Annotated in this window: 5 protein-coding genes, 1 tRNA gene and 2 pseudogenes; 6 read left to right on the top strand and 2 right to left on the bottom strand. The window is 76.1% G+C overall.

Annotation, left to right across the window (positions count from 1 at the left end; all coding sequences use genetic code 11):
* Positions 1 to 624 (top strand): LysR substrate-binding domain-containing protein (locus HLB09_RS09040; RefSeq protein WP_171203058.1); only part of this gene is annotated, 624 nt, incomplete at its 5' end.
* Positions 625 to 719: 95 nt separating this feature from the next.
* Here HLB09_RS09040 and HLB09_RS19335 read toward each other — a convergent pair.
* Entirely contained in the window at positions 720 to 1,391 is a 672-nt protein-coding gene (locus HLB09_RS19335; protein ID WP_171203057.1) for an SDR family oxidoreductase, read from the bottom strand.
* A gap of 283 nt (positions 1,392 to 1,674) precedes the next feature.
* Here HLB09_RS19335 and fdh point away from each other — a divergent pair.
* From fdh to nrfD, 3 genes and pseudogenes are all read left to right on the top strand, one after another.
* Positions 1,675 to 4,929: pseudogene (fdh, locus tag HLB09_RS09030) on the top strand (formate dehydrogenase); the annotation flags it as partial.
* 338 nt (positions 4,930 to 5,267) lie between these two features.
* Positions 5,268 to 6,278, top strand: a complete 1,011-nt coding sequence (locus tag HLB09_RS09025; RefSeq protein WP_171203059.1) for a 4Fe-4S dicluster domain-containing protein — start codon at positions 5,268 to 5,270, stop codon at positions 6,276 to 6,278.
* A 32-nt stretch (positions 6,279 to 6,310) separates the two neighbouring features.
* Positions 6,311 to 7,516 carry an NrfD/PsrC family molybdoenzyme membrane anchor subunit gene (gene nrfD, locus HLB09_RS09020; protein ID WP_171203055.1) on the top strand — a complete coding sequence of 402 codons (1,206 nt, stop codon included), beginning with the start codon at positions 6,311 to 6,313 and terminating at the stop codon, positions 7,514 to 7,516.
* A gap of 84 nt (positions 7,517 to 7,600) precedes the next feature.
* On the opposite strand, the gene selD is transcribed toward nrfD, so the two are convergent.
* Positions 7,601 to 8,623 (bottom strand): selenide, water dikinase SelD, encoded by a 1,023-nt coding sequence (selD, locus tag HLB09_RS09015; RefSeq protein ID WP_171203054.1) that lies wholly within the window; start codon positions 8,621 to 8,623, stop codon positions 7,601 to 7,603.
* Between the two features lie 103 nt (positions 8,624 to 8,726).
* Between selD and HLB09_RS09010 the strand changes: the two genes are divergently transcribed.
* Positions 8,727 to 8,819 (top strand) — tRNA-Sec (locus HLB09_RS09010).
* An 85-nt stretch (positions 8,820 to 8,904) separates the two neighbouring features.
* Positions 8,905 to 9,284, top strand: a pseudogene (locus HLB09_RS19930) (L-seryl-tRNA(Sec) selenium transferase); the annotation flags it as partial.

Genomic DNA, 9,284 nt, shown 5'->3' with positions numbered 1-9,284 from the left:
GAGGTGGCGGTCGCCGCCTTCCCGACGGCCACGGCGCTCGTCCTGCCCGAGGCCCTCGCGGCGCTGGCCGCGACGGCGCCGGACCTCGACGTCCGCCTCGCCGAGCTCGAGCCGCCCGAGGCCGAGGACGCCGTGCGGGCGGGCCGGGCCGACGTCGCCCTCGTCTTCCGCCACGTCGGGGACCCCGAGCCGGTGCCCGGCGACCTCCTGCGCCGCCCCCTCAGCAGCCACGCCGTCCACGCCGTCGTCCGCGCCGGAGCGCCGCGGCCGACCCGCCTCGGCGACCTCGCCGACGAGCGCTGGGTCGCGGGGTGCCCCCGGTGCCGCGCCCACCTCGTCCGAGCGGCGGCGGCCTCGGGCTTCGCCCCGGACGTGCGGCTCGCGACGGACGACCACGTCGCCGTCCAGCGCCTCGTCGCGGCGGGGCTCGGGGTCGCCCTCCTGCCGGTGTGGGCGCTGCGCGCAGCCGCGCTGCCCGGGGTCAGCACCGGGCCGCTGGACGGGGTCGACGACCGCGTGGTCGAGGTGCTCCTGCGACCCGAGGCCCGGCGCGTCCCCGCGGTGCGGGCCCTCGTCGCCGAGCTGGAGCGGGTGGCGCGGGCGGTGGACGGCGGCGGCGCCTGAGCCGCCCACCGTCGCGACGGGGACCAGTCGCGCGGCCCAGGACGCACCGCGGGCCCGACCCCCCGTGAGGTGCCGGGCCCGCGGACGGCGACCGCTCAGGCGAGGGCGGCCACGGCCTCCTCGACGGGCACGTCGCCCGAGACGAGCTCGAGGGTCTCCCCCGCCGTCCCGGGCGCGGCCAGCAGCGCCGCCAGCACGGCGGCGACGTCGGCGCGCGGCACCCCGCCGACCTCCAAGGTGCTGCGCGAGAGCGCGACGCGGCCGGTGGCCTCGTCGTCGAGCAGGTGCCCCGGGCGCAGCACGGTGAGGTCGAGCTCGGGGCGCGAGCGCAGCGCGTCCTCCGCCTCGAGCTTGGCCCGCAGGTAGTCGACGAAGCCGGGCTCGACGCCGTCGGGCGTCGCGCCGTCGACGACGGCCTGCAGGCCCATGGCCGAGACGAGCAGGTAGCGGCGCACGCCCGACGCCGACGCGGCGTCGGCCAGCTTCAGCGCGCCGTCGCGGTCGACGTGCTGCTTGCGCTCCGGGGCGCCCTTGCCGCCCGCTCCGGCGGAGAAGACGACGGCGTCGGCGCCCCGCACGTGCGGGGCGAGGTCCGCGGACGTCGCGGTCTCGATGTCGAGGACGACGGGCGACGCGCCGTCCTGCTCGAGGTCGGCGACGTGGTCGGGGTTGCGCACGACGCCCACGACGTCGTGGCCGCCGGCGACCAGGCGCGGGGTCAGCTGGCGGGCCACGCCGCCGTGCGCTCCGACGATGACGACCTTCACGGGGTACCTCCTGCTGCTGGGCGTGGGACGACGCGCGGCGCCGCCGTGGTCATCGGCCGCCCGCGGACGGCCACCCCCGCCCCAGCACCCCGGCGCCGCCGGGTGTTCCGCCGGGCCGCGCCCGACGGGCCGCCCGGGTCCGCCGCCCGGGCGCGCCCCCTTGCTCTCGTGGCGGGCGTGGGGTCCACTGCTCCCGGAGCCGCCGCACGAAGCCCCCGGGCGCCGTGGAAGGCTCCAGCCCAGCAGGCCCCGCGTCGGAGCGGAGCCGGTCGTGAGGAGCACCATGTCCGTCATCGAGCACCTGCCCTGGCCGCTGCTGCGCCAAGCCGTGGCCGCGCGCCGCGGCACCGGCGACGCGCTCGGCCGCGGCGCCGCCGTCCGCTCGCGCGGGACGGAGGCGAAGGTCGCGCGCACCGCCACGGCGGACCGGGTGGCGGACTCGATCTGCCCGTTCTGCGCCGTCGGCTGCGGCCAGAAGGTCTACGTCAAGGACGAGAAGGTCGTCCAGGTCGAGGGTGACCCGGCGTCGCCCATCAGCCGCGGGCGCCTGTGCCCCAAGGGCAGCGCGAGCACGCAGCTCGTCACCTCCCCCAGCCGCGTGACGACGGTGAAGTACCGCCGCCCCCACGGCACGGAGTGGGAGGACCTCGACCTCGACGTCGCGATGGAGATGATCGCCGACCGCGTCCTCGACGCCCGCCGCAAGGGCTGGCAGGAGACGGACGAGTCCGGTCGGCACCTGCGACGGACCCTGGGCTTCGCGAGCCTCGGCGGCGCGACGCTGGACAACGAGGAGAACTACCTCATGAAGAAGGTCTACACGGCGCTCGGCGCCGTGCAGGTCGAGAACCAGGCGCGCATATGACACTCCTCCACGGTCCCCGGTCTGGGGACCACGTTCGGCCGCGGCGGCGCGACCACGCACCAGCAGGACCTGTCCAACGCTGACTGCATCCTCATCGAGGGCAGCAACATGGCGGAGGCCCACCCCGTGGGCTTCCAGTGGGTGATGGAGGCCAAGCGCAAGGGCGCGACGATCATCCACGTCGACCCCCGCTTCACGCGGACGTCGGCGGTGGCGGACCTGCACGTGCCCATCCGGGCCGGCAGCGACATCGCCTTCCTCGGCGGGCTCGTCAACCACGTGCTGCAGGGCGGGCACGAGTTCCGCGAGTACGTCGTGACCTACACCAACGCCGCGACGATCGTCTCGGAGGACTTCCGCGACACCGAGGACCTCGAGGGGCTCTTCTCCGGCTACGACGAGGAGAGGCGCGCCTACGACCCGTCGTCCTGGCAGTACGCGAGCGGGGCGACGACGGCGGCCTCGGGCCAGCGCGACCCCGAGCAGGCCGGTGGGGTGCAGCTGCAGGGCGGGTCGTCCGACTCGGCCGACCAGGGCTCGCAGGGCCCCGGCGGCGGGGACTCGCTCAGCACGGGCGGCGTGCCCGAGCGGCCGGAGCGCGACGAGACGCTGCAGGACCCGCGGTGCGTCTTCCAGGTCCTCAAGCGGCACTTCTCGCGCTACACGCCCGAGATGGTCGAGGAGACCTGCGGCATCGCGCCGGAGCAGCTCGCCGCCGTCGCCGACGCGCTGGTCCGCAACAGCGGCCGGGAGCGGACGACGGCGCTCGCCTACGCCGTCGGCTGGACCCACCACACCGTCGGCGCCCAGATGATCCGGACGGCGGCGATCCTCCAGACGCTGCTCGGCAACATCGGCCGCCCGGGCGGCGGCATCCTCGCCCTGCGCGGGCACGCGAGCATCCAGGGCTCGACCGACATCCCGACGCTGTTCAACAACCTGCCCGGCTACCTGCCGATGCCGTACGCCCGCGACGGCCTCGACCTCGACAGCTACATCGAGCAGGACACGGCCTCGACGGGCTTCTGGGGCAACAGCCGCGCGTACCTCGTGAGCATGCTCAAGAGCTGGTGGGGCGACGCGGCGACGGCGGAGAACGACTTCTGCTTCGACCGCATCCCGCGCCTGACGGGCGACCACGGCACCTACCAGACCGTCCTCGACCAGATCGCCGGCAAGGTCCCCGGCTACTTCGTCGTCGGCCAGAACCCGGCCGTCGGCTCGGCCAACGCCCGCCTGCAGCGCCTCGGCCTCGCGAACAGCGAGTGGGTCGTCGTCCGCGACCTCCAGATGATCGAGACGGCGACGTTCTGGAAGGACGGCCCGGAGATCGAGACGGGCGAGCTGCGGACGGAGGACATCGGCACCGAGGTGTTCTTCATGCCCTCGGCGAACCACGTCGAGAAGGACGGCACCTTCACCAACACGCAGCGGCTGCTGCAGTGGCACCACAAGGCCGTCGAGCCGCCGGACGACGCCCGCAGCGAGCTGTGGTTCTACTTCCACCTCGGGCGCATCCTCCGCGAGCGCCTGGCGGGCTCGACCGACCCCAACGACCGGGCGCTGCTCGACCTCACGTGGGACTACTCGACGGAGGGCTCGCACGCGGAGCCCAGCGCCGAGGAGGTCCTCCGCGAGATCAGCGGCACCGGGCCGGACGGCTCGGCGGTCTCGGGGTACACCGAGCTCAAGGCGGACGGCTCCACCCGCTCCGGCTGCTGGATCTACTCCGGCGCCTACGCCGACGAGGTCAACCAGACGGCGCGGCGCAAGCCCGGCTGGGAGCAGGACCTCACCGCCGCCGAGTGGGGCTGGGCGTGGCCGGCCAACCGTCGCGTGCTCTACAACCGCGCGTCCGCCGACCCGCAGGGCAAGCCCTGGAGCGAGCGGAAGAAGCTCGTGTGGTGGGACGAGGACGCCGGCCGCTGGACCGGTGACGACATCCCCGACTTCGAGGCGACGAAGCGCCCCGACTACGTGCCGCCGGCGGGTGCGAAGGGGCCGGACGCCCTCGCGGGCACCGACCCGTTCGTCATGCAGGCCGACGGCAAGGCCTGGCTCTTCGCCCCCTCCGGGGTCGCCGACGGGCCGATGCCCTCGCACTACGAGCCGACCGAGTCGCCCATCGGCAACCCGGTGTACCCGAAGGTCACCTACAGCCCGACCCGGCAGGACTTCGACGTGCCAGGCAACAGGCGCAACCCCGCCCGCAGCCGGGTCTACCCCTTCGTCTTCACGACCTACCGGCTCACCGAGCACCACACGGCGGGCGGCATGAGCCGGACGCTGCCGTACCTGTCGGAGCTGCAGCCGGAGATGTTCTGCGAGGTCTCCCCCGAGCTCGCGCGGATGCAGGGGCTGGACCACATGGGCTGGGCCACGCTCACGTCGGGGCGCAGCGCCATCGAGGCCCGCGTCATGGTCACCGAGCGCATGCGCCCGCTGCGCGTGGGCGGCGAGGTGGTCCACCAGATCGGGCTGCCGTGGCACTGGGGGCCCAACGGGCTCTCCACGGGCGACGCGGCGAACGAGATCGTCGAGATCGCCCTCGACGCCAACACCCACATCCAGGACAAGGTCGGGACGTGCGACATCCGGCCGGGCCGGCGTCCGCGGGGGCCGGCGCTCGTCGAGCACGTGGCGTCCTACCGGCGTCGGGCCGGGCTGCCGGACGACCGCGACGTCGCCTCGGCGCGCGGCGGGACGCTGGTCCCGGGAGGGGCCGGGGCCCAGGCCGATCCCGACGGCACGGTCGCCCGGGGCGGCCCCGGCGGGCCGGCGAAGGGCGCCGACGAGGAGTCGGGCGGCTCGGGCACCGCGCACCCGGGGTCCGACGGGCCCACGGACGACAGGGGCGGCGACCGGTCCGACCACCGCACGGACCACCGAGGGAGCACGGCGTGAGCGCCAGCACGGACAGCAGGCCCACGACCGGCGGGCACCGGAAGGGGTTCTTCGACACCCCGTCCCCGGCGGACGGCACCGGCTACGACGCCGACCACCCGCCCCGCATGGGCTTCTTCACGGACACCAGCGTCTGCATCGGCTGCAAGGCCTGCGAGGTGGCGTGCAAGGAGTGGAACATGGTCCCCGCCACCGGGGAGATGGACCTCACCGGCACGTCCTACGACAACAGCTCGATGCTCGGCGCCTCGACGTGGCGCCACGTCGCCTTCGTCGAGCAGCCCGTGCCGCAGCGGGCCCCGGTCGGTCTCGGCATGCCGGGCATCGGCCCGGGGCCGGCGCCCGCGGCCACGCCCGGCGGTGGCGGTGGGTGCGGCTCGGGCGGTGGCTGCGGCTCCGGCGGCGGGTCGTCGTCCGGCGGGCTCCCCCCGGTCGCCGACATGGGCGACTTCGACGTCCTGTCCTCCCTCGAGGGCACGGCCACCGACCCGGGCTCGCTGCCCGCGCCGTCGGCCGGCGCGGGCGAGCAGGGCCCCTCGGGCTCGCCGGAGGGCGTCCGCTGGCTCATGGCCTCCGACGTCTGCAAGCACTGCACGAACGCGGCCTGCCTCGACGTGTGCCCCACGGGGGCGCTGTTCCGCACGGAGTTCGGCACCGTCGTCGTCCAGGACGACGTCTGCAACGGCTGCGGCTACTGCATCCCCGCGTGCCCCTACGGCGTCATCGGCAAGCGCGAGTCCACGGGCCGCGCCCACAAGTGCACGCTCTGCTACGACCGGCTGGGCGAGGGCATGACGCCGGCCTGCGCCAAGGCGTGCCCGACCGAGTCCATCCAGTTCGGCCCCGTCGACGAGCTGCGGCGCCGGGCGGACGAGCGGCTCGCCGTCCTGCAGGAGAAGGGCGAGCCGAAGGCGCAGCTCTACGGCCACGACACCGAGGACGGCGTGGGCGGCGACGGCGCCTTCTTCCTCCTCCTCGACGACCCGGAGGTCTACGGCCTGCCGCCGGACCCCGTGGTGACGACGCGCGACCTGCCGGACATGTGGAAGCACGCCGCCATGGCGGCGGGCACGATGCTCGGCGCGCTCGCCCTCTCCTTCCTGGGGGCCCGCCGGTGAGCGCTCGCGAGCGACGCGACGCCGAGCGCGGCATGCCGGACAGCGCCGGCGAGCCCCGTGACGGAGCGGCCCCCGCCCCGGGCGAGGGGCCGACGCCGGACCGCGGGGAGCGCCACGGCTGGGACCAGCTGACGACGACGCCCAGCGAGCAGGGGACGCTGACGGGCGGCCCCCAGGACCGCGGGCGGCCCGGGGCGTCGCGGCGCCGGCGCCGCGGCGCCGAGGAGCTCATGGTCCCCGAGGCCGAGTTCCAGTCCTACTACGGCCGCCAGGTCATCCACACGCCCACGTGGAAGGTGCCGGACGTCCCGCTGTACCTCTACCTCGGCGGGCTCGCGGGCTCGAGCTCGGTCATCGGAGCGCTCGCGGACGCGACCGGGCGGCCGGTGCTGCGGCGCACGGCCCGCCTCGCCGGTTCGATCGGCAGCATCGGCAGCGTGGTGGCGCTCATCCACGACCTGGGCATGCCCAGCCGGTTCCTCAACATGCTGCGCGTCTTCAAGGTCACCTCGCCGCTGAGCGTGGGCAGCTGGATCCTCTCGCCGTACAGCGCCTTCGCCGGCGTCGCCGCGGCGGCGGAGGTCGGCGGTCCGCTGCTGGCCTCGGGGCGCCTCCCCCGCCTCGCACCGCTCCTGCCGCTCGTCGGACCGGTGGGCCGGGCCTCCGGCGTCGCCGCCGCCGTCCTCGGGCCGCCGCTGGCGACCTACACGGCCGTGCTCATCGCCGACACCGCGGTGCCGACCTGGCACGAGTCGTACCCGGAGCTGCCGTTCGTCTTCGCCGGATCGGGCATGGCTGCCGCCGGCGGGCTCGGGATGATCGCCGCGCCCGTCCACGAGGCCGGTCCGGCGCGGCGCGCCGCCGTCGCGGGGGCCGCGCTCGAGCTCGGCCTGAGCCACCGGATGGAGCACCGCACCGGTCTCGTCGGGGAGCCCTACAAGATCGGACGCCAGGGGCGGTGGCTCAAGGCCGCCAAGGCCCTGACGGCCGTCGGCGCCGTCGGCGCCCTCTTCGCCGGCCGCTCGCGCGCCGTCGGGGTGGCGTCGGGCCTGGCCCTCAACGCCGGGTCGCTGCTCACGCGCTTCGGCGTCTTCGAGGCGGGCATGGCGTCGGCCCGCGACCCCAAGTACACGGTGGTCCCGCAGCGCGAGCGCCTCGAGGCGCGCCGCCGCGCCCAGGCCGAGGCCGCCGCCGCGGCCGAGGGCCAGGACGCCGGTCGGGTGGGCTCCGCCGCCTGACGCGGCGGGGCCCGCCCCGGCCCCCTCGGGCGAGCCCGGTCCCGGGACCCGGTGGTGCGGGCCCGACGGGGTCGCTGGCGGCGGTCAGCGCACGTGGACCTCGACCGATGCGCCGCGGCGGGGCACGAGCTCGCCGACGACCGGCGCACCGGGCACCTCGCCCGCCACGAGGAGCCCGCCGGACGTCTGGGCGTCCGCGAGCAGGAGCAGCTCGTCCTCGCCGAGCCGGCTCGCGAGGTGGGGGCGCACCCAGTCGAGGTTGCGGCGCGTCCCCCCGGAGACGTGCCCGTCGCGGAGCGCGTCGCGGACGCCGTCGAGGTAGGGCACCGCCGCGGCGTCCACGACGGCGTCGACACCGCTGGCGCGCGCCATCTTCAGCAGGTGGCCGAGCAGGCCGAACCCGGTGACGTCCGTGGCCGCCCGGGCGCCCGCGGCCACGGCGGCGCGCGAGGCCTCCGCGTTGAGCGTCGTCATCGCGTCCACCGCCTGCGGGAAGACCTCGCCGGTCGCCTTGTGCCGGCTGTTGAGGACGCCGACGCCCAGCGGCTTCGTGAGCGACAGCGGCACCCCGGCGACGCCGGCGTCGTTGCGCAGCAGGCGCTCGACGTCGACGAGGCCGGTCACCGCCATGCCGTACTTGGGCTCGGGATCGTCGACGCTGTGGCCGCCCGCGACGTGGCACCCGGCGAGCCGGCCGACGTCGGCGCCGCCGCGGAGCACCTCGGCGGCCACGTCCATCGGCAGCAGGTCGCGCGGCCAGCACAGGAGGTTGACCGCGACGAGGGGCGTCCCGCCCATGGCGTAGACGTCCGACAGGGCGTTGGTCGCCGCGATCCGCCCCCAGTCGTAGGGGTCGTCGACGACGGGCGTGAAGAAGTCGGCCGTCGCCACGAGCCCCACGCCGGGGGTGGCCGGCGAGGTGACGACGGCGGCGTCGTCGCCGTCGTCGAGGCCGACGAGCAGCGTCCCCGCGCCGTCGGGCGCCGTCCCCCGACCGGGCAGGCCGGCGAGGACCGCCTCCAGCTCACCGGGCGGGATCTTGCACGCGCACCCCCCGCCGTGGGCGTAGGAGGTGAGCCGACCGGTCTGATGGGGCGTCGCCGTCACCGTCCGAGTGTGCCCGTGACCGCTCCGCCCGCGACGACCGGGCCGCGCACGCCCACCGCCTCCACGCGGGGAGCGGTCGTGCGGCAGACTCGACCCCGCGCGTGGAGGCGTCTGGGTTCCTGGTGGGCCCCGCGGTCTTCAACACCGACGAGGCCGAGCACCTCGGTCTGGCGGGTTCGATTCCCGTCCGCCTCCGCCGCGCGCGCCCTCGCGGGCCCCCGGCCCGCACGCGACCGACGCCCACGCCGGCACCGCTGCGGGCGCGACCTAGAGTCGGCCCCGTGAGCACCTCCGCACCGGCCGACCGGCGCTCCCCCGCCCGCCGGGTGCCGAGGACCGACGTCGTCCTCGCCGCCGACGCGCTCGCCGAGCCGCAGCACCGGCTCGGGCGGGCGCTCGTCAAGGAGGTCGTCACGGGCGTCCAGCAGCGTGTGCGCACCGGTGAGGTCGCGCCGGAGGACGTCGTGCCCGAGGTCCTCGCGGCCCTGCCCGCCACGGCGGCGAGCCTGCGGCCCGTCCTCAACGCGACGGGCGTCATCCTCCACACCAACCTCGGCCGGGCGCCCCTGTCGGCCGCCGCGGTCGAGGCCCTCGCCGCGGCCGCGGGGACGACCGACGTCGAGCTGGACCTCGCCACCGGGGCGCGCGGTCGCCGCGGGCG

This window comes from Pseudokineococcus marinus, assembly GCF_013004605.1.
In the GTDB taxonomy this organism is placed as follows: domain Bacteria; phylum Actinomycetota; class Actinomycetes; order Actinomycetales; family Quadrisphaeraceae; genus Pseudokineococcus; species Pseudokineococcus marinus.
Note: the sequence above shows the minus strand (reverse complement) of the source record. Positions and strands in the feature narration are given on the sequence as shown.